16 protein-coding genes and 1 pseudogene are annotated in these 19125 nt (G+C 68.1%); 13 read left to right on the top strand and 4 right to left on the bottom strand.

Annotated elements, in window-relative coordinates; translation table 11 throughout:
* Positions 1-228: pseudogene (locus ACFE7U_RS07220) on the top strand (hypothetical protein); the annotation flags it as partial.
* A gap of 19 nt (positions 229-247) precedes the next feature.
* Here ACFE7U_RS07220 and murA read toward each other — a convergent pair.
* Entirely contained in the window at positions 248-1537 is a 1290-nt protein-coding gene (gene murA / locus ACFE7U_RS07215) for a UDP-N-acetylglucosamine 1-carboxyvinyltransferase (RefSeq protein ID WP_375409056.1), read from the bottom strand.
* Between the two features lie 579 nt (positions 1538-2116).
* Between murA and hemA the strand changes: the two genes are divergently transcribed.
* From hemA to glnT, 5 genes are all read left to right on the top strand, one after another.
* Positions 2117-3412, top strand: a complete 1296-nt coding sequence (hemA, locus tag ACFE7U_RS07210; protein ID WP_375409055.1) for a 5-aminolevulinate synthase — start codon at positions 2117-2119, stop codon at positions 3410-3412.
* 155 nt (positions 3413-3567) lie between these two features.
* Positions 3568-4458 (top strand): glutamine amidotransferase family protein, encoded by an 891-nt coding sequence (locus ACFE7U_RS07205; protein ID WP_375409054.1) that lies wholly within the window; start codon positions 3568-3570, stop codon positions 4456-4458.
* The gene (locus ACFE7U_RS07200) at positions 4458-5147 is read left to right on the top strand and encodes a protein glxC (protein ID WP_375409053.1); all 690 of its coding nucleotides are present in this window, start codon (positions 4458-4460) and stop codon (positions 5145-5147) included. The genes ACFE7U_RS07205 and ACFE7U_RS07200 overlap by 1 nt, the downstream gene beginning before the upstream one ends.
* Positions 5147-6472: an FMN-binding glutamate synthase family protein gene (locus tag ACFE7U_RS07195; RefSeq protein ID WP_375409052.1), complete on the top strand. Its 1326-nt coding sequence runs from the start codon at positions 5147-5149 to the stop codon at positions 6470-6472. Before ACFE7U_RS07200 ends, ACFE7U_RS07195 begins: the two co-directional genes overlap by 1 nt.
* A gap of 59 nt (positions 6473-6531) precedes the next feature.
* Positions 6532-7830 (top strand): type III glutamate--ammonia ligase, encoded by a 1299-nt coding sequence (glnT, locus tag ACFE7U_RS07190; RefSeq protein WP_375409051.1) that lies wholly within the window; start codon positions 6532-6534, stop codon positions 7828-7830.
* A 47-nt stretch (positions 7831-7877) separates the two neighbouring features.
* On the opposite strand, the gene hisS is transcribed toward glnT, so the two are convergent.
* The 3 genes from hisS to secB form a co-directional block, all read right to left on the bottom strand.
* Entirely contained in the window at positions 7878-9431 is a 1554-nt protein-coding gene (hisS, locus tag ACFE7U_RS07185; RefSeq protein ID WP_375409050.1) for a histidine--tRNA ligase, read from the bottom strand.
* Between the two features lie 76 nt (positions 9432-9507).
* Complete coding sequence (locus tag ACFE7U_RS07180) at positions 9508-9996, bottom strand: DUF3429 domain-containing protein (protein WP_375409049.1); 489 nt, start codon at positions 9994-9996, stop codon at positions 9508-9510.
* Positions 9997-10157: 161 nt separating this feature from the next.
* A complete protein-coding gene (secB, locus tag ACFE7U_RS07175; RefSeq protein WP_375409048.1) occupies positions 10158-10673 on the bottom strand; it encodes a protein-export chaperone SecB in 516 nt (171 codons plus the stop codon).
* A 318-nt stretch (positions 10674-10991) separates the two neighbouring features.
* Between secB and ACFE7U_RS07170 the strand changes: the two genes are divergently transcribed.
* The 7 genes from ACFE7U_RS07170 to ACFE7U_RS07140 all read left to right on the top strand — a co-directional run.
* Positions 10992-11705 (top strand): Tim44/TimA family putative adaptor protein, encoded by a 714-nt coding sequence (locus ACFE7U_RS07170; RefSeq protein WP_375409047.1) that lies wholly within the window; start codon positions 10992-10994, stop codon positions 11703-11705.
* Positions 11706-11715: 10 nt separating this feature from the next.
* On the top strand, positions 11716-12939 hold the full coding sequence (locus tag ACFE7U_RS07165; protein WP_375409046.1) for a murein transglycosylase A: 1224 nt from the start codon (positions 11716-11718) through the stop codon (positions 12937-12939).
* Positions 12936-13568 (top strand): Smr/MutS family protein, encoded by a 633-nt coding sequence (locus tag ACFE7U_RS07160; protein WP_375409045.1) that lies wholly within the window; start codon positions 12936-12938, stop codon positions 13566-13568. The genes ACFE7U_RS07165 and ACFE7U_RS07160 overlap by 4 nt, the downstream gene beginning before the upstream one ends.
* A 223-nt stretch (positions 13569-13791) precedes the next feature.
* Positions 13792-15141 (top strand): transcription termination factor Rho, encoded by a 1350-nt coding sequence (rho, locus tag ACFE7U_RS07155; RefSeq protein ID WP_375409044.1) that lies wholly within the window; start codon positions 13792-13794, stop codon positions 15139-15141.
* Between the two features lie 159 nt (positions 15142-15300).
* Positions 15301-16617: a tRNA uridine-5-carboxymethylaminomethyl(34) synthesis GTPase MnmE gene (mnmE, locus tag ACFE7U_RS07150; protein WP_375409043.1), complete on the top strand. Its 1317-nt coding sequence runs from the start codon at positions 15301-15303 to the stop codon at positions 16615-16617.
* Positions 16618-16758: 141 nt separating this feature from the next.
* Entirely contained in the window at positions 16759-18642 is a 1884-nt protein-coding gene (gene mnmG, locus ACFE7U_RS07145; protein ID WP_375409042.1) for a tRNA uridine-5-carboxymethylaminomethyl(34) synthesis enzyme MnmG, read from the top strand.
* A partial coding sequence (locus ACFE7U_RS07140; protein ID WP_375409041.1) for a 16S rRNA (guanine(527)-N(7))-methyltransferase RsmG occupies positions 18642-19125 on the top strand: 484 nt, incomplete at its 3' end. The genes mnmG and ACFE7U_RS07140, both read left to right, overlap by 1 nt.

The raw sequence follows: 19125 nt of genomic DNA, 5'->3' as shown, positions 1-19125 counted from the left end.
GACGATGACCGGCCCCGCCGGTACGAAGAGCGTCGTTACGACGACGATCGCTACGACCGCCGCCGTTCACGCTACGACGACGACGATCGCTACGGCCGCGGCCCCCGCGGCGGCGGCATCTGCGTCACTGCGCGAGGCAACTGCATGACCCGTCCCGCTCCCATGAACACGCCATGCGGTTGCGAGGTCCCGGGCTTCGGCTTCAAGCGCGGCGCCATCGGCGGCTGACCGGATGAGCGTCGGGCCGTCAGCTCCGCTCCCGCCGGATCTGTGCGCCGCAGCGGCCGAGCTTGGCCTCCAGCGCCTCGAAGCCGCGGTCGAGGTGGTAGACCCGGTTGATCTGGGTCTCGCCCTCGGCGGCGAGGCCCGCGATCACCAGCGAGACCGAGGCGCGAAGGTCGGTGGCCATCACCGGCGCGCCCTTCAGCCGCTCCACGCCCTCGACGATGGCGAGATCGCCCTCCAGCCTGATCCGGGCGCCGAGGCGCGCCAGTTCCTGCACGTGCATGAAGCGGTTCTCGAAGATCGTCTCGCGGATGTGAGAGCGGCCCTTGGCCAGCGTCATCAGCGCCATGAACTGCGCCTGCAGGTCGGTGGGGAAGCCCGGGAACGGGTCGGTGGTGACATCCACCGCGGCGATGCCGCCGCCGTTGCGACGGATGCGGATCATGTCGGGGCCCGTCGTGATCTCGGCCCCCGTGGTGGCCAGCACGTCGAGCGCAGAGTGCAGGAGGTCGGCGCGGGTATTCTCGAGGGTCACGTCGCCGCCGGTCATCGCCACCGCCATGGCATAGGTGCCAGTCTCGATCCGATCGGGCAGGACCTCGTGGCGGGCGCCGTGCAGGCGCGAGACGCCCTCGACCGTGATGCGGGGCGTGCCCGCTCCCTCGATCCTGGCCCCCATCTTGGCGAGGCAGGCGGCGAGATCCACCACCTCGGGCTCGCGGGCGGCGTTCTCGATCAGGGTCGAGCCGTTTGCCAGAGCCGCCGCCATCAGCGCCACGTGGGTGCCGCCCACCGTCACCTTCGGGAAGTTGATCTCGCCGCCGCGCAGGCCGTTCTTGGCCTTGGCGATGACGTAGCCGCCATCGATCTCGATGGTTGCGCCCAGGCGCTCCAGGGCCATCAGCAGCAGGTCGACGGGGCGCGTGCCGATGGCGCAGCCGCCCGGCATCGAGACGCGGGCCTCGCCGAAGCGGGCGAGCAGCGGCGCGATCACCCAGAAGCTCGCCCGCATCGTCGAGACGAGGTCGTAGGGGGCTGTGGTGTCGATGACGTTCGAGGCGGTGAGCCGGATGGTCTGGCCGGTCTCTGTGGTCTGGCCCGGACGCTTGCCCACCACCATGTGGTCGACGCCGTGGTTGCTCAGGATGCGCAGCAGCGCCTGGATGTCGGCGAGGCGCGGCACGTTGACGAGTTCCAGTGCCTCTCCGGTCATGAGGCTCGCGATCATCAGGGGAAGGGCGGCGTTCTTGGCGCCCGAGATCGGGATCGTGCCGTGAAGCGGCGCGCCGCCGGTGATGTGAATGCGGTCCATCGTCGTCCCTTGCGGGCGGGACGCTCCCTGGAGCCGCCCGCCGATCCTCGTCAATCCGCGGAGCTATACGGTACTTTTTGTCCGAAAGACGTTTGGGGCTCGCCATCGGGCATGTCCTGACCGGTCGCATCCCGGGCGGTCGGCGGGGTACCGGCCCGTGCCCGCGACTGATCCTTGCGCCGCTTCAGGTTGTCGCGAAGTGCCGCCTTGAGGCGTTCGGTCCGCTCATCGGTCCCCTTGGCCATCCGTCGGCGCCTGCCTTCTCGTGGTCGCCCACGCGACCCTTCGTCGCCAGGACGCCGTAGCGACTTTCGGCAGGCACCTCAACGGGCGCAGAGCAGGGTCGCTTGACGCGACTTGAACCAATTCCAATTTGGCCTGTATCGTCATCGATGCCGGTCAACCGACGGCAACGAGACAGTTTTAACGTCAACCGAGGCAGGATCAGACGGCGCCGACCACTTCCCTCGAAGGCAGGCGACGCCGCGGACCTCACCCGACGAGGGTCCGATCGACGATGATTCTGACCGAGAGGCCGCGCACCATGCGCGTTCGGCCCGACCCAGCCAACAAGGACCGATGCCCGTGAATCGGATGCCCGCGATGACTGCCGTGCCACAGGACGCAGGTTCGAGCCGCACCGACTACGAATCCCACTTCCGCCACGCCCTCGACCGTCTGCACGGCGAGCGCCGTTACCGCGTCTTCGCCGATATCGAGCGCATCGCCGGCCGTTTCCCCATCGCGCATTGGCGCCGGCCCGAGGGCGGCACCTCCGAGATCACGGTGTGGTGCTCGAACGACTATCTCGGCATGGGCCAGCACCCGGACGTGGTCGGCGCCATGGCTCGGACCGCGGCGCGCTGCGGCGTGGGTGCCGGCGGCACCCGCAACATCGCCGGCAACAACTCGCCGCTGGTCGATCTCGAGCGCGAGCTCGCCGACCTCCACGGCAAGGAGGCGGGCCTCGTCTTCACCTCCGGCTACGTCTCGAACCAGGCCGGCATCTCGACCATCGCCAAGCTGATCCCGGACTGCCTGATCCTGTCGGATGCCTTCAACCATAACTCGATGATCGAGGGCGTGCGCCATTCCGGCTGCGAGAAGCGGGTCTTCCGTCACAACGACCTCGCCCATCTCGAGGAGCTGCTGCGCGCCGCCGGCGACCGCCCGAAGCTCATCGCCTTCGAGAGCGTCTATTCCATGGATGGCGACGTCGCGCCGATCGGCGCGATCTGCGACCTCGCCGAGCGCTACGGCGCCCTGACCTATCTCGACGAGGTCCACGCCGTCGGCCTCTATGGTCCCCGCGGTGGCGGCATCTCGGAACGCGACGGCGTGATGCACCGGGTCGACGTGATCGAGGGCACGCTCGCCAAGGGTTTCGGCTGCGTCGGCGGCTACATCACCGGATCGGCCATCCTCTGCGACGCGGTGCGCAGCCACGCGCCGGGCTTCATCTTCACCACCGCCCTGCCCCCCGCCATCGCGGCGGCGGCCCGCGCGTCGGTGCGCTACCTCAAGCGCTCCAACGTCGAGCGCGCGGCGCACCAGCGCCAGGCGGCCCAGACCAAGCGCGCTCTGGAGGCCGCGGGCCTGCCGGTGCTGCACACCGAGACCCACATCGTGCCCGTGATGGTGGGCGACGCCGAGCTGTGCAAGGCGGCGGCCGACCATCTGCTCGAACACCACGCCATCTATATCCAGCCGATCAACTACCCGACGGTGCCCCGGGGCACCGAGCGCCTGCGCATCACCCCCTCGCCCTTCCACGACGATGCCAGCATCGCCCGGCTGACGGCGGCGCTGACGGAGACCTGGGACACCCTCGACCTGCCGCGTGCCGGCACGGTGTTCGTCGAGGCGGCGGAATAGGACCCCACGAACCCTTCCCCCTGGAGGGGAGGGAAGGGAGCCGCATTCTGCGAGCGACTTTCCTCTCAAGAAAAAACAATTCCTGGCGTTGACCCTCAATCCGACTGCGAGCTAAGGTCCGAGCCGGCGCAGAGCCGGTCCGGAGCCTTGTCCAGATGTGCGGCATCGTCGGCCTCTTCCTCAAAGATTCGTCTCTTGAGTCGCAACTCGGCGCGCTGATGGCCGGGATGCTGGGCACCATGACCGATCGCGGTCCCGACAGCGCCGGCTTTGCCGTCTACGGATCGCAGGCGGACGGCGCCAAGATCACCTTGCGCGGACCGGACGCGGCAAGCCTGAAGGCTGTCGTGGCCGACCTTCGATCGGCCCTCGGTTTGACCCTGCCGGCGCTCGAGCGCGACACCCACACCGTCATCGTCGCTCCATCGAACCGCGAGGCCGACATCCGGGCGTGGCTGGAATCCCGTCCAGGCATCGATGTCGTCGGCTCCGGCCGGCGCATGGAGATCTACAAGGAGGTCGGGCTGCCGGCGGATGTCGCACAGCGCTTCGCGCTCTCGACCATGGCCGGCACCCACGGGATCGGCCACACCCGCATGGCCACCGAGAGCGCGGTGACCACGAACGGCGCCCACCCGTTCTCCACCGGCCCCGACCAGTGCCTCGTCCATAACGGCTCGCTCTCCAACCACAACGCGGTACGCCGCAGCCTGCGCCGCGAGGGCCTGAGCTTTTCCACCGACAACGATTCCGAGGTCGCGGCCGGCTACCTGACCTGGCGGATGCGCGAGGGCCGCTCGCTGAAGGAAGCCCTCGAGGCGAGCCTGTCGGATCTCGACGGCTTCTTCACCTTCGTGGTCGGCACGGCGGAAGGGTTCGCCGTGCTGCGAGACCCCATCGCCTGCAAGCCCGCGATCATGGCCGAGACCGACGACTACGTCGCCTTCGGCTCCGAGTACCGGGCATTGGTCGGCTTGCCCGGGATCGGGCAGGCCCGCGTCTTCGAGCCGGAACCCGCCACCGTCTACGCCTGGGAGCGCCACTAATGCCGCTGGTGGACCTTCGCCAGACGCCGCTGCGCGAGCTCAACCGCAGCCTCCACGCGCTGAAGGCCGACACCAACGAGACGCACTGGACGGTCCGCAACCCGGATGGGCGCCACGCCGTCGCGGCCGGGCTCGCCCTGCCCGTCGCCGTCGAGATCGACGGCCATGTCGGCTATTACTGCGCCGGCATGATCGCCGAGGCGCAGGTGGTGATCAACGGCAATGCCGGGGTCGGTGTCGCCGAGAACATGATGTCGGGGTTCGTCCATGTCCGCGGGGATGCCAGCCAGGCCGCCGGCGCCACCGCGCATGGCGGCCTCCTCGTGATCGACGGCAACGCCGCGGCGCGTTGCGGCATCTCGATGAAGGGCGTCGACATCGTGGTGAAGGGCTCGGTCGGCCACATGTCGGCCTTCATGGCGCAATCGGGCACCCTCGCCGTGCTCGGCGATGCCGGCGAGGCTCTGGGCGATTCCCTCTACGAGGCGAGGCTTTACGTGCGAGGCTCGGTCACGAGCCTCGGCGCCGATTGCATCGAGAAGGAGATGCGGCCCGAGCACGTGGCGCAGCTCGCCGAGAAGCTGGCCGCAGCGGGCCTCTCCGGCGAAGTCGACCCTTCCGCATTCCGCCGCTACGGCTCGGCGAGGCGCCTGTACCAGTTCCACGTCGACAACGCGGGAGCCTATTGATGAGCGCGCCACCCCGCACCCGTCCGCGCCTCTCGGCGACCTTCACGCCGGATGTGATGGCCGAGATCCGCCGCGCTGCGGCGACCGGCATCTACGACATCCGCGGGGCGGGCGCGAAGCGCAAGCTCCCGCATTTCGACGACCTCCTGTTCCTCGGCGCCTCGATGAGCCGCTACCCGCTGGAGGGGTATCGCGAGCGATGCGACACCCAGGTCGTGATGGGCGCCCGTTTTGCCGGCAAACCGATCGTCCTCAAGACCCCGATCACCATCGCCGGCATGAGCTTCGGCTCGCTCTCGGGTCAGGCCAAGGAGGCGCTGGGACGCGGGGCGACGCTCGCCGGGACGTCGACGACGACGGGCGACGGCGGCATGACGGAGGAGGAGCGCGGCCATTCCGAAAAACTCGTCTACCAATACCTCCCCTCCCGCTACGGCATGAACCCGGTGGATCTCCGCCGGGCCGACGCCATCGAGATCGTCATCGGCCAGGGCGCCAAGCCCGGCGGCGGCGGCATGCTGCTCGGCCAGAAGATCACCGATCGGGTAGCAAACATGCGCAACCTGCCCCCGGGCATCGACCAGCGCTCGGCCTGCCGGCACCCGGACTGGACCGGGCCGGACGACCTCGCGATCAAGATCGAGGAACTGCGCGAGATCACCGATTGGCAGACGCCGATCTACGTCAAGGTCGGCGCCTCGCGCCCCTATTACGATACGGCGCTCGCCGCCAAGGCCGGGGCCGACGTGGTGGTGCTCGACGGCATGCAGGGCGGCACCGCGGCGACGCAGGACGTCTTCATCGAGAATGTCGGCTTGCCCATCCTGGCGGCGATCCGCCCGGCGGTGCAGGCGCTGCAGGATCTCGGGCTCCATCGCACCGTGCAACTCGTGGTCTCGGGCGGCATCCGCTCCGGGGCGGATGTGGCCAAGGCGCTGGCGCTCGGCGCGGACGCGGTGGCGATCGGTACCGCTGCGCTCATCGCGCTCGGCGACAACGACCCGGCCTACGAGGCCGAATATCAGGCGCTCGGCACCACCGCCGGCGCCTACGACGACTGGCACGAGGGCAACGACCCCGCCGGCATCACGACGCAGCGCCCGGAACTGGCGGCCCGCCTCGATCCGGTTCTCGGTGGCCGGCGGCTCGCCAACTACCTCGCCGTGATGACGCTGGAGGCCCAGACCATCGCCCGTGCCTGCGGCAAGAACCATCTCCACAACCTCGAGCCGGAGGACCTCGTGGCCCTCACCATCGAGGCGGCGGCAATGGCACGGGTCCCGCTTGCGGGGACGGACTGGGTGCCGGGACGGGCAGGGTTCTAGAAACCCTCCCCCGCAGAGGGGGTGAGGATCACGCGCCATCACTACGAGAGGGGATTGCGATGACGCTGGACCTCGAAGCCGCCGCCAAGGAACGCGGCATCGCCTATTTCCTGATCTCCTACACCGACCTTTTCGGCGCCCAGCGTGCCAAGCTGGTGCCGGCTTCCGCCATCAAGGGAATGGCGCGCGACGGAGCCGGGTTCGCGGGCTTCGCCTCCTGGCTCGACCTGACGCCGGCCGATCCCGATGTCTTCGCGTTGCCCGACGCCGACGGCCTGATCCAGCTCCCCTGGAAGCCGGAGGTCGGCTGGCTGCCGGCCGATCTCTACATGGACGGACGGCCCGTCGCGCAGGCGCCGCGCAACCTCCTCAAACGTCTGATCGCGGACGCCGCGACGGACGGCCTGCAGATGAAGACCGGCGTCGAGCCCGAGTTCTTCCTGATCACGCCCGACGGCCTCTCCCCCGCCGACATGGCCGACCGGCAGATGAAGCCCTGCTACGATCAATCTTCCCTGATGCGCCGCTACGACGTCATCACCGAGATCTGCGACGCGATGCTCGCGCTCGGCTGGGCGCCCTACCAGAACGACCACGAGGACGCCAACGGCCAGTTCGAGATGAACTGGGCCTATGACGACGCTCTCGTCACCGCCGACCGGCACGCCTTCTTCAAGTTCATGGCCCGCTCCATCGCCGAGAAGCACGGCCTGCGGGCGACCTTCATGCCCAAACCCTTCTCGGACCTGACCGGCTCGGGCTGCCACGCCCATGTCTCGCTGTGGCGCGGCGACACCAATGTCTTCGCCGATGCCACCGGCGCGCTCGGCCTGTCGCAGGAGGGCTACCGCTTCATCGGTGGGTTGATGCATTCGGCCGAAGGTCTGGCGGCGATCACCAACCCGACGGTGAATTCCTACAAGCGGCTCAACTCGGCGACGACGACGTCCGGCGCGACCTGGTCGCCCAACACCGTGACCTATGCGGGCAACAACCGCACCCACATGATCCGCATCCCCGATGGCGGCCGATTCGAGTTCCGCCTCGCCGACGGAGCGGTGAACCCCTACCTGCTCCAGGCCGGGCTCCTCGCCGCCGGCCTCGATGGATTGCGCCATGGGCGCGATCCGGGCCCTCGCCTCGACATCAACATGTACACGCACGGCCACACGGTGGAGGGCGTGAAGCGCCTGCCGCTGAACCTCCTCGACGCCCTACGGGCGCTGGAAGGGAATCCTGTGCTGGGGGAGGCGCTGGGTGCCTTCGTGCCGGCCTTCCTCAAGCTCAAGACGCAGGAATGGGAGGCCTACGCCCGCCACCTGACGCAATGGGAGCGGGATACGACGCTCGATTGTTGAGGCGCCCTCCCCTCCCCGCAAGGGGGAGGGAAGACCCGGGCTCGCTCTTAAAAATGCCGGGCCAGCACGTCCTTCACCCGCGCCACCATCTCGCCCTCCGGCACCGAGACCTGCGCGGGCTTGGCGGCCTTCCATTCGGCGTTGCTCGAAATGCTCTCGGACGCCTTGGCGCCCTCGATCAGGTCCTTGATCTGGACCTCGCCGGCCTCGCGCTCGTTCGAGCCCTGGATGATCGCGCAGGGGGAGCCGCGCCGGTCGGCGTATTTCATCTGCGCCTTCATGCCGGAGCCGCCGAGATAGAGTTCGGCCCTGATGCCCTCGCCACGAAGGAGGGCGACGAGGCGCTGGTAGTCGGCGATGTTTTCGCGGTCGAGGACGAGCACGACGACGGGGCCGGGTTTGGCGGTGCCGTTCAGCAGTGGGCTCTTGATGAGCTGCAGCGCCGAGAACAGCCGTGAGACGCCGATGGAGAAGCCCGTGGCCGGCACCGGCTCGGGTCGGAACCGCCCGACGAGACCGTCGTAGCGCCCTCCCCCGGCCACCGAGCCGAAGCGCACGGTCTGGCCGTCCTCGTTGGTGACCGGAAAGGTCAGTTCGGCCTCGTAGACCGGGCCGGTATAGTATTCGAGGCCGCGCACGACGGAGGGGTCCGCCCGGATCCTGTCCGAGCCGTAGCCGCCGGCCTCGCACAGGCGCATCATCGCATGCAGCTCGGCGATGCCCTCGTGGCCCGTCTCGGAGGTGCCGACGACGTCGCTCCATGCGCCGAAGAACTGGTCCCAGAACGCGACGCGGTCTCCGCCGGCCACGGGAGCGGCCTGGAACGCAACGTAGGCGAGGATGCGAGTGATCGCCGCGTCGTCGAGCCCCGCGCCCTTGGTGAAATCCCCGCTCTCGTCCTTGCGGCCAGGCCCGAGCAACAGGCGCACGCCGTCCGCACCGAGCCGGTCGAGCTTGTCGATCGCCCGCAGCACGGTGAGGTGCTGCCCGGCCTTGTCGGGACCAGCGAGCCCGATCGCCTCCATGACTCCGTCGAGGACCTTGCGGTTGTTGACCTTGACCACGTACTGGCCGGCCAGCCCGAGTCGATCGAGCGTGTCGGCCATGAGCATGCAGATCTCGGCGTCCGCCGCGACGCTAGCAGCGCCGACGATGTCGGCATCGAACTGCATGAACTGCCGGAAACGCCCCGGTCCCGGTTTCTCATTGCGAAAAACATAGCCGTTGCGGAAGCTGCGATAGGGTTTGGGCAGCGCGTCGAAATTCTCGGCGACGTGCCGGGCGAGTGGCGCGGTGAGGTCGTAGCGGAGCGAGAGCCACGACTCGTCGTCGTCCTGGAACGAGAACACGCCCTCGTTCGGACGGTCGAGGTCGGGCAGGAATTTCCCCAGCGCCTCGGTGTATTCGATGAACGGGGTCTCCAGCGCCTCGAAACCGTAGAGCTCGAAGCTGGCCCGGATCGTCTCCAGCATCCGTTCCTGCGCCGCGATCTCGTCGGCACGGCGGTCGACGAGGCCGCGTGGGAGCCGGGGCTTCAGGGTGTCGGCCTTAGGGGAGGCGACCTTGGGGGAGGCGGCCTTGTTGGATTCGGCCTGGGCCATGATGCGTTGCGTCCGGGGCGGGGCGGGGGTGGCCGGGCTCTAACGCAGGGTGGGGCAGGGCGGCAAGCGGGCGGGGTCAGCCCCACAGCTTCAAGGCCAGCAGGGCAGCCAGGCTCAGGATCGCCAGCGGCATCTGCATCGGGCGAAGGCGCGCCATGAACAGCGGCGCCTCGCCGCGACGGGCCGCGATGGGATCGAGGATGGCGATGGCGGCGAACCCGGTCATCAGCAGGAGCAGCGCGACCGGCGGCATCCCGAACGCGACGGCCAGGAGGGCGGCGAAGCCCAGCCCGAACAAGCCGAGCATGGTGGCGATCTGCGCCATGGTCTCCCCGCCCTCGGTGCGGAAGCTGAGGCCACGGCGGACCCCGGAGAGGAACAGCAGGATCGCGCAGCCCCACAGGATGGTGAGGACCGTCACCCGCTCGCCAGCCTGGCCGCGCAGCCACCAGGCGAGGCCGGCGCCCGCCACGAGGGGCAGCATCGGACCGAAGCCGAAGACGACGGCGAGGGCCGGCACCTCCGGGCGCTCGGTGACGGTGATCCTGCGCGCGTCCTCTTGCATCCGCAACTGAGCCCCGTTTGCCCGGACGCCAACCGGCGGAGGGTGGACGGGTTCCTCCGCCCAGGCCCTCGGCAGGGCCGGCCTACGATCAGAGCACAAAAGAAGGCCGGCGCGCCTTGCGGCGGCCGGCCTAGTTCAGAACCGGATGGGACGCTTGGCGTTCAGGACGCCAGCGGCTGGCCCTCGCCGCCCTGCTGCTGAGCCTCGAATGCCTTCTGGCGGTAGAGGCCCACGAAGTCGATCGGATCGATGTACAGGGGCGGAAAGCCGCCGTTGCGCACCGATTCGGCGATGATCTGGCGGGCGAACGGGAAGAGCAGGCGCGGGCACTCGATCATGACGGCGGGATGGAGCTGATCCTCCGGGATGTTGCGCATGCGGAACACGCCCGCATAGGTCAGCTCGAAGGCGAACAGCACCTCGCCGGAGATCTTGGCGTCGCCCTCGAGCGTCAGCTCGACTTCGAAATCGGCCTCGGCCAGCTGCTTGGCGTTGACGTTGACCTGGATGTTGATCTGCGGGCCGCCGCCCTCCTGAGGCTGGAGCGAGCGCGGGGCGTTCGGATTCTCGAAGGAGAGGTCTTTGGCGTATTGCGCCAGGGCGTTGATGGCGGGCGCGAGGTCTTCGGGCTGCGCCGTGGCGCCACCGTTGCCGTTCGGTGCCGGGGTGTCGGCCATGGCGTGTCGTCCTCTTTCGGATCAGGGCTGTTCGGCACCGCCCATCAGCGCGGCCGGGTGCCTTCCGTTCGAGAGCGCGCTATCACGGGGGATCGGCGCGAACAAGCCGATGGACCATGTCGACCCCGCGGGACGGGTGGTGGAACCGGTGACGCCCACGCCCCATATGGCGAGAGGACGCGCCACACGGCGATCGAGCGTCTTCGGCTCGCTCCTTGCGCTTCGCTCGGCTAAAGGCGGTGGCTGCGAGCGGCGGGACCGGTTCCCGAACGAGCGCGACACGCGCGGATACATCTGACGGCCACGAACGGATCGGTGATGCAGGATTCTCTCGACGCGACGACATTGATCTTCCTGGCGCTCGCGGTGTTCGTGATCTGGCGCCTGCGCTCGGTGCTCGGCCAAAAGACCGGGACGGAGCGCTCGCCCTTCAAACCGGTGGACCGCAACCAGACACCGGTGGCACGAAAGGAGGGCGATAACGTCGTACGCCTGCCCGGAGCCGATCGCGTCGCGCCTCCCCCGCAGGCCGCGGCGCCCGAACCGCGGGATTGGCGCGGCTTCGCCGAGCCCGGCTCGTCCGTGGCAACCGGCCTCGAGGCCGTGGTCCAGGCCGAGCCCGCCTTCGATCCGCGCGTCTTCCTCGATGGCGCCAAGAGCGCCTATGAGGCCATCGTGATCGCCTTCGCCAAGGGCGACCGCAAGACCTTGCGGATGCTATTGTCGAAGGAGGTGTGCGAGGGCTTCGAGCGCGAGATCACCGAGCGAGAGGCCCGGCGCCAGGTGCTGGAGACCACCTTCGTCTCCCTCGACAAGGCCGAGATCGTCGCCGTCGAGGTGAAGAACCGCGTGGCGCAGGTCACCGTGCGTTTCCTCTCGCACCTCATCACGGCGACCCGGGACGCCGACGGCAAGGTGGTGGACGGCAGTGCGGAGGCCGTCGTTGAGGTTCCCGACGTCTGGACCTTCGCCCGCACGCTCGGCACCCGCGATCCGAACTGGCAGCTCGTCGCCACGGAAGCCGGCGCCTGATCCTGCCGCCGTGCCCGGACCCTCTCAGCCTCTCCTTGCCGGGAGCGTCCTCGCAGCCCTGACCTGGTCCGGCCTCGCGGTCGCCCAGGCGCCTTTGAGGGTCGGTGATGCGATCCTCGAACCCGTCGCCGCATCCGCATTGGCGGGGTTTCCGGGCGCGGATCCCGCGGCCGCCCTCGATCACTTCCGCCGGAACTGCTCGGGTCCCATCGTGGCGATCCCTGCCACCGCGCAAGGGTCGGCCGAGGATCTGGCCGGGGCCTGCGAACGCGCGCAGGGCACTGCGCCCGACGGAGCGGCCGCCTTCTTCACGCAGGCCTTCGATGCCTACCGCATCCTGCGGCCGGGCGAGGGGGGTACCTCGCGACGGACCGGGTTCCTCACCGGCTATTTCGAGCCGGAGCTGACCGGGTCCCTCACGCCCGGCGACGGGTTCGCGACCCCCGTTCTGGCGCGCCCCGACGATCTCGTGAGCCTGAACCCCGGGGAAACGCTGCCAGGCCTCGACTCCGGCCTTCGCGCCGCGCGCCGGACGCCCGACGGGTTCGCGCCCTATCCCGATCGGGCCGCCATCGAGGATGGGGCGCTGGGTGAACGCGCCCGGCCGCTCCTCTACCTGCGCGATGCGGTCGACCTCTTCGTGCTGCAGGTCCAGGGCTCCGGCCGGGTCCGCCTGCCCGACGGCCGCGCCGTCCGGGTGCTCTATGACGGCCGCAACGGCCAGCCCTACACCTCCATCGCCAAGCGCATCGTCGCGGAAGGCCATCTGCCCCTAGAGGGCCTGACGCTGGCCCGCTGGACGTCCTGGCTGCGGGCGAATCCGGACGCTGCCCGACGGCTGATGCGCGCCAATGCCTCCTACATCTTCTTTCGCCTCGCCGAGGTGGCAGACTCCCGGCTCGGCCCGCCGGGGGCGGCGGGTGTACCGCTGGTGCCTGGCCGCAGCCTCGCGGTCGATGCCAATCTGTGGCGATACGGGCTACCGTTCTGGCTGGAAGGCACCTTGCCCGGCTCCTCCGAGCCCGGCCGTCTCGTCGTCGCCGCCGACACCGGCTCGGCCATCGTCGGTCCGGCCCGAGGCGACCTCTATCTCGGAACCGGCGAAGCTGCGGGGGTCGTGGCCGGCAACCTGCGCGATGCCGTCGGCTTCGTCGTACTGCTGCCCAAGCCTCACCAGGGCCTCACGAAAGAGCCCGCCAAGGCGGGTCCAGAGCCCGTGTCGGCCCAGCCATGAGGCCGCCGCGACGCTCCCGCTCGCTCTCGGGCGAAGACGCACGATTGTGGAGCGCCATCGCTCGCCTGATCACGCCCCTAAAGGGCAAGGCCTCCCCGAAGGATCATGCCTCGCCCCCGCCGCCGATCGCGGACACGAAACCACCGGTCGCGGTCCGGCCCTTGCCGGATCCGATGATCAAGCTGCCGCCGAAGCCGCCTGCAAAACGCATCGTGCTCAAGCCGACGCCGCTTCCCTCGCCCGCCGTACCCGTCATGAAGCCGGCGCCGCCTCCCGCCCCAGGGCTGGAGCGCCGGACCCGCCTGGCCCTGCGCCGGGGCGCCCTGCAGGTCGATGCGCGGATCGATCTCCACGGGATGTATCAGGCCCAGGCCCACAACGCCCTGGTGGGGTTTCTGATGCGGGCTCAGGCCTTGGGCCACACCCACATCCTCGTCGTCACCGGCAAGGGCGGAGAGACCAGGGGCCTCGCCTACGACGACGCCTTCTCCGAGCGCGGCGTCCTGCGCCGTTCCGTGCCGCACTGGCTGCGCGCGCCCGAGCTGCGTGGCGTCGTGCTCGGCTTCGAGGAGGCCGCCCGGCATCACGGCGGGGCCGGGGCGCTCTATGTCCGCCTGAAGCGGCGCTGACGGGACTTGAGCCCGGCCAGGAAACGCGATAAGGAAGAATCCCTCCTGTTTACGCCGTGACGCATCCGCGAGCCTCCGGGCCCCACGCAGACGATGTGCGGACCCCGCAAAGCGGTCCGATGACAAGCGCCGAGACGGCGCCCGGCACCTCCCGAACGACCTTCGATTCCCGATCTTCGTTGTCTTCCGTCGGTTTTCCCATCCCATCCGGTCTCCCCCAGCCATGACGTCTCAGAACGATGCCCTCATTCCCGCGGCCTTGTCCGCGGACCTGCCGGAGGAGAGCGCGGTCGCCGTCCTCGACGCGCATCGCGAGGTCAAGCTTCAGGACCTGAAGTCGAAGACGCCCACCGACCTGATCGCCTTCGCCGAGGAGGTCGAGGTCGAGAACGCCTCCACGATGCGCAAGCAGGAGCTGATGTTCTCGATCCTGAAGCAGCTTGCCGCCAAGGATGTCGAGATCATCGGTGCCGGCACGGTGGAAGTCCTGCAGGACGGCTTCGGCTTCCTTCGCTCCTCCGAATCGAACTACCTGCCCGGTCCCGACGACATCTACATCTCGCCGACCCAGATCCGTCGCTTCGGCTTGCGCACCGGCGACACCGTCGAGGGTCCGATCCGTGGCCCCAAGGACGGCGAGCGCTACTTCGCGCTGCTCAAGGTCAACACGATCAACTTCGAGAACCCCGAGAAGATCAAGCACAAGGTCCATTTCGACAACCTGACGCCGCTGTTCCCCACGAAGCGCTTCAAGCTCGAACTGGACAATCCGCCCAAGAAGGACTTCTCGCCCCGCATCATCGACATCGTGGCCCCCATTGGTAAGGGCCAGCGCGCGCTGATCGTGGCGCCGCCGCGCACCGGCAAGACCGTGCTGATGCAGAACATCGCGCAGTCGATCACCATCAACCACCCGGAATGCTACCTCATCGTGCTGCTCATCGACGAGCGCCCGGAGGAGGTCACCGACATGATCCGCTCGGTGAAGGGCGAGGTCATCGCCTCGACTTTCGACGAGCCGGCGACCCGCCACGTCCAGGTCGCCGAGATGGTGATCGAGAAGGCCAAGCGCCTGGTCGAGCACGGCCGTGACGTCGTCATCCTGCTCGATTCGATCACGCGCCTCGGACGCGCCTACAACACCGTGGTACCCTCGTCCGGCAAGGTGCTGACCGGCGGCGTCGACGCCAACGCGCTGCAGCGTCCCAAGCGCTTCTTCGGTGCCGCGCGCAACATCGAGGAGGGCGGTTCGCTCTCGATCATCGCCACCGCGCTCATCGATACCGGCTCGCGCATGGACGAGGTGATCTTCGAGGAGTTCAAGGGCACCGGCAATTCCGAGATCATCCTGGACCGCAAGGTCTCGGACAAGCGCATCTTCCCCGCCATCGACATCACCCGCTCCGGCACTCGCAAGGAAGAGCTCCTGGTCGCGCCCGACTCGCTCAAGAAGACCTACGTTCTGCGGCGCATCCTCAATCCGATGGGCGTCACCGACGCGATCGAGTTCCTCATGGACAAGCTGCGTCAGACCAAGAGCAACAACGACTTCTTCGATTCGATGAACACCTGAGACAGGATTGATTTTGGCGAGAAAGCTTTCATTTCGCCGGCTATGAATGAAAGGTATCGCGTCGAAAACTGGGGTCCAATTTGCGGCTCGATGTCCTGAAAGCGAACTTCGAATCGGCCGTGCGATGACCGGACAGAGGTCTCAGCGTCTGGATTCGATATGACACCCGACAGTGCCACGATCTTTGCGCCAGCGACGGGCTTCGGCCGAAGCGCGATCACGGTCATCCGGATCAGCGGCCCTGACTGCGCCGCGATCCTCGACGACCTCTGCGGGCTACGTCCCCCTCCCCGGCGCCTATCCCTACGGGCACTGCGCGATCCCGCCGGTGAGATCCTCGACCGTGCCATGGTCTGCTGGATGCCCGGCCCCGGCACCTTCACCGGCGAGGACATGGCGGAACTGTACCTGCATGGCGGGCTTGCTGTCCGGGCAGGCGTGCTGGCGAGCTTGTCGGCACGACCCGGCTGCCGCCCCGCCGAGGCCGGAGCGTTCAGTCGGCGTGCTTTCCTCAACGGCCGCATCGATCTCACGGAAGCGGAGGCCACCGCCGACCTGATCGAGGCTGAGACGGAGGCCCAAAGGCGTCAAGCCCTGCGCCAACTCGAAGGTGCGCTCGGTCGGCAGGTCGCGGAGTGGCGAACCCGCTTGATCGATCTGCTCGCCGCAACGGAGGCAGCCCTCGACTTCTCGGATGAGGGAGATGTCGACGAGGCTGGCATCGACGCGACCTTGTTCGACAAATCTGCCGATCTACGCGATGCGATCGCCGAAGCATTGTCGGATGGCCGACGCGGCGAACGTCTGCGCGACGGGTTCACGGTCGTTCTCGCCGGAGCACCGAATGCCGGAAAATCGACGCTTCTGAACCTTCTCGCTCGCCGTGACGTTGCAATCGTATCGCCCATTCCCGGTACCACCCGCGATGCGATCGAGGTGCGCTGCGACCTCGACGGCCTTCCGGTGGTCCTTATCGATACGGCCGGCTTACGGGACAGCGTCGATCCCATCGAGGTCGAGGGCATACGGCGCACGCGCGGCCGCATGGATGGCGCCGATCTTGTGCTTCACCTGAAGGATAGGACGAGTGCATCCGGCGGCGAAACCATATCCGGAGCCCTGGAGGTGTGGTCGAAATCCGATCTCGCTGATGCGGAATGCGTGGCACATGGCGTGATCGCGATATCTGCTGTAACGGGCGAGGGGATCGGACATCTCTTCGACGTCATCCGAGAGAAGGCTGCGCAAGCCCTTGGTGCGGGCGACGCCCTTATCACCCGGGAACGCCACCGTGAGGCACTGACACGCTGTTACGGGCACCTCGACCGATTGATCGCGAGCGGCCCCGATGCGTTGCCGGAGCTCGTTGCCGAAGATCTTCGGCTGGCTGTGCGGGCGCTGGGTGAGGTGGCAGGGCAGGTGGGTATTGAGGAGATGCTGGATCGGCTGTTCGCCGGGTTCTGTATCGGCAAGTGAGACAGGCAGGTGGGACGGGCGAATAAGCTGTCGCACCGTTTCACGTGAAACGTTCTCGGTATCGGCCGGAGACCGGACGTCCTCGACCTTGCTCCCTCCTCGGCCGTTGACGCCACCGAGCCCTGCCGCGTAATCACGCGCATGTCCCTCCCCCGTTCCGATTCTTTCGATATTGTCGTGGTTGGCGGCGGCCATGCCGGCGTCGAGGCTGCTGCGGCCGCGGCGCGAACCGGGGCGCGCACCGTCCTCGTCACGCACAAGGCTTCGACGATCGGAGCGATGTCCTGCAACCCGGCCATCGGCGGGCTGGGCAAGGGCCATCTCGTGCGCGAGGTCGACGCGCTCGACGGATTGATGGGACGGGTCGCAGACGCATCCGGCATCCAGTTCCGCCTCCTCAACCGCCGCAAGGGACCGGCCGTGCGGGGGCCTCGCACCCAGACCGACCGCAGGCTCTATGCGGCTGCCATGCAAGCGGCCGTCGCCGAGACAGCGAACCTGATCGTCATCGAAGGCGAGGTCGCCGATCTCGTCGAGCACGATGGCCGCGTTGCCGGTGTCCTCCTCGCCGACGGACGCAGCCTCGGATGCGCAGCGGTGGTGCTGACCACCGGCACCTTCCTCCGCGGATTGATCCATATCGGCGAGATCCAGACCCCCGCGGGCCGGATGGGGGAGGGACCCTCCGTCGGCTTGGCTCGGTGCCTCGATCGCCACGGTTTCATCCTAGGGCGTCTCAAGACCGGGACGCCGCCGCGCCTCGATGGCCGTACTGTCGACTGGTCGTCTCTGGAGATGCAGTCGGCCGACGACGAACCGGTGCCGTTCTCGTCCCTCACCGAGCGCATCACCACTCCGCAGATCCAGTGCGGCATCACCCGGACTACGCAGGCCGTCCATGATCTGATCCGCCAGAACCTGCATCGATCACCGATGTATTCGGGCGGTATCAGCAGCCGTGGGCCGCGCTACTGTCCGTCCATCGAGGACAAGGTCGTGCGCTTCGGCGACCGCGAAGGTCATCAGATTTTCCTCGAGCCCGAGGGTCTCGAAGATCCGACGGTCTATCCGAACGGCATCTCCACCGCCTTGCCGGAAGAGATCCAGCGCGACCTGATCCACCTGATCCCGGGTCTCGAACGGGCTACGATCCTGCGGCCTGGCTATGCCATCGAGTACGATTACGTCGATCCACGCGAGCTCGACACCTCGCTCCAGACCCGGCGCCTTCCGGGCCTATTCCTGGCCGGGCAGATCAACGGGACCACGGGCTACGAAGAAGCTGCGGCTCAAGGGTTGGTGGCCGGCCTCAATGCCGCCCGCCTCGCCGGAGGAGCGCCGGCGGCCGTCTTCGACCGCGCCGAATCCTACCTGGGAGTGATGATCGACGACCTCACCACACACGGGGTCAGCGAGCCCTATCGCATGTTCACCTCCCGCTCGGAGTACCGGTTGTCCCTGCGGGTCGACAACGCGGATGAGAGACTGACGCCGCGCGGTCTGGACTTTGGCTGCGTCGGATCTCCCCGGGCGACGGCATTCGCGCACAACCAAGCGGAACTCCGCGAAGCGCGTGCGCAACTCGATGCCTTGTCGTTGACGCCGTCCCAGGCTCTGGCGCACGGCATCGCCCTGAACCAGGACGGAATCCGCCGCACGGCCTTCCAGCTTCTCTCCTATCCGGAGATCGATTGGCGCCGTCTCGTGTCCGTCTGGCCGCAGCTCGCCACCGTTTCCGCCCGGATCGTCGACCGGCTCTGCACGGATGCGACCTATGCGGTCTACCTCGATCGCCAGCGCGCCGATATCGCGGCCTTTCGGCGAGACGAGGCCCTCGCGCTGCCGTCCAGGCTCGACTACGGGGCGATCCCCGGTCTTTCGAACGAGTTGAGGACGAAGCTGGAAATCGTTCGCCCCGGTACACTCGGACAGGCCGCACGCATCGAAGGTGTGACACCGGCGGCTCTGACGCTGCTTGCCGCGCATGCACGCCGTGTCGTGCCGGCATCGACCTTGCGCACCTGATGCCGTCCCGAAGCGCGCGAGAGCGGGTCTTGTCCGACGCGTCTGTTTCACGTGAAACGGCAGCAGCCCTCGATGTCTATGTCGAGCAACTGCGCCGCTGGCAGACCGTCAAGAATCTGGTCGGCCCGGCCACGATGGCCAACGTGTGGACGCGCCACGTCGCCGACGCACTCCAGCTTCTCGCTCTCGCGCCAAAGGCGACCCGGTGGCTCGATCTCGGCTCAGGTGCCGGAATTCCCGGCTTGATCCTGGCCATTGCGGGTCGAGACCGGAACGGCTTTCAGGTCGATCTCGTGGAAAGCAACGCACGCAAATGCGCTTTTCTCCTGGAGACCGCCCGTCTGACGGGGGCGCCCGCCCGGGTCCACATTGCCCGCATCGAGGACATCATCGCCCGTCATACGGGAACGGATGTCGTCTGCGCCCGAGCGCTCGCGCCATTGCGCCAGTTGCTGACCTGGACGGCGCCGCTGTTGACAACAG

It is taken from the genome of uncultured Methylobacterium sp. (genome assembly GCF_964251405.1).
Taxonomy (GTDB): domain Bacteria; phylum Pseudomonadota; class Alphaproteobacteria; order Rhizobiales; family Beijerinckiaceae; genus Methylobacterium.
This window is presented reverse-complemented; position numbering and strand designations above follow the sequence as displayed.